At 68.5% G+C, this 1,598-nt stretch carries 2 protein-coding genes and 1 pseudogene; all 3 read left to right on the forward strand.

Features of this window, described 5'->3' with window-relative positions:
- Nucleotides 1-504: DNA/RNA non-specific endonuclease (locus tag ABZ641_RS36615; RefSeq protein WP_359988858.1), on the forward strand; the 504-nt coding region annotated here is incomplete at its 5' end.
- Nucleotides 505-539: 35 nt separating this feature from the next.
- Nucleotides 540-1,148: a hypothetical protein gene (locus ABZ641_RS36620; RefSeq protein ID WP_359988860.1), complete on the forward strand. Its 609-nt coding sequence runs from the start codon at nucleotides 540-542 to the stop codon at nucleotides 1,146-1,148.
- 45 nt (nucleotides 1,149-1,193) lie between these two features.
- A pseudogene (locus ABZ641_RS36625) lies at nucleotides 1,194-1,598 on the forward strand (transposase family protein); the annotation flags it as partial.

The following is a 1,598-nucleotide window of genomic DNA, read 5'->3' on the forward strand; positions in this document are numbered from 1 at the left end:
CTGCCGCCGGACGCTCAGGGCCGCAACCGGGGAGTCAAAGCCTGTCTCGAAGGGACGCCCAGCTCCAAGAGGGGGCAGTCCGCGGGCGGCGACATCCGGGGCTGGAACGACGCTCAGGCGCGGGCGACCGCCCTCGGGTTCCCCGACCCCGATAAGGTCCTCGCTCGCTGCCACTCCGTGCCGCGCATGGCCGGCGGAACGAGGGACGAGCGGAACCTGACGCCTTGCTTCCAGCAGGGGGCCAACACCAACCAGGCAACCGGCGGCACCATCACCAACAGCATGCGGACCTTCGAGACCAGAGCCGAGAGCGGCATGAACCGGGGTTATGTGCGGTACAACGTGCGTCCGCAGTACAACAGCACCATCAGCACCATTCCGAGCAGATGGGAGATGTCGCTCTACGCGTGGGATGCCACCACCGGGGCGGGCACGGACTCCGCATGGACGGTCGTGGACAACGCGCGCTACGGCCCGAGCGGACTCGTGAACCTGGGAAACTAGCCTCCGGCGAGAACGGGCGGCCGACGGGAGTGGACGTGAACGTCGAGGAGACGCTGGACCGGCTCGGCGCGGTGATCGGGCCGCCGCCTGCGGACGGAGTGGTGCCGGTCCCGTGGGAGCGCGCGCCGGGGGAGATCGGTTTCCAGCTGCCCGCGGACTACCGGGCGTTCGCCGACCGGTACGGGTCGGTCAGCATCAGCAACGAATTGCACATCTACACGCCATCGGCAGCGCCCAGTTCCCAGATCGCGGAGCCGGTCGGCTTCGAGGGGTTCCTGTTTAACACGACGGAGCCCTACGGATACTGTGCCTGGCTGGCCCAGGCCTACCGGGACGGGGATTATGACGAGTGCCCGTACCCGCTGTTCCCGGCCGAGGGCGGGCTGCTGAAGTGGGGCAACAACTACAACTCCGACCATTTCTTCTGGCTGCTGCGGGGCCCGGACCCGGACCGCTGGCCGGTCACTGCCAAGTTCCACTCGATGCGGGAGTGGGACCTGTTCGAGGGCGGCTTCCTGGAGTTCCTGCTGGCCGCGGTGACGCAGCAGTACCCGTACCATGATGATGTTGTCCCGGACGGGCTGAAGCAGGTCGGTGACGGCCGTGCTTATCGTTTCAAGGGTGACTGGTCCAAGCAACTGTGACTGACCGTCATTCTGGTTGTGACGGTTGGCTGCCGATCTGGGGTGTTGGAGTTGACCAACGAGCTGGTGCGTGATTGCGGTGGGGATGCGCCGGCCCAGGAAGCATGGCAGGCAGTGGTCGAGGGCCGGCGGCACGCGGTCCGGGGCGGCGTGCGGCTCCGGGCCGCGGGTGCGGGCGCCAAGCACCGGCCGGTGTTCACCGACCGGGTGGTCGCGACGCTGATCCATTCTGCGGCACGACCTGCCGCACGCGGTCCTGGGTCTGCTGCTCGGCGTCGACCGCTCCACGATCACCCGGGCCGTCGCCGAGATACGGGGCCTGCTTGCCCGCCGCGGCTTCGCGGTACCGGACCGCCCAGGGGTCCGGCTGCGGACCCTCCCAGACGTCTTCGCGTACGCCGAAGCCGAAGGTGTGGTCTTGCGGCTGAACGCCACCGGGATCCAGGTCCG

It is taken from the genome of Kitasatospora sp. NPDC007106 (genome assembly GCF_040634455.1).
In the GTDB taxonomy this organism is placed as follows: Bacteria; Actinomycetota; Actinomycetes; order Streptomycetales; family Streptomycetaceae; genus Kitasatospora; species Kitasatospora arboriphila.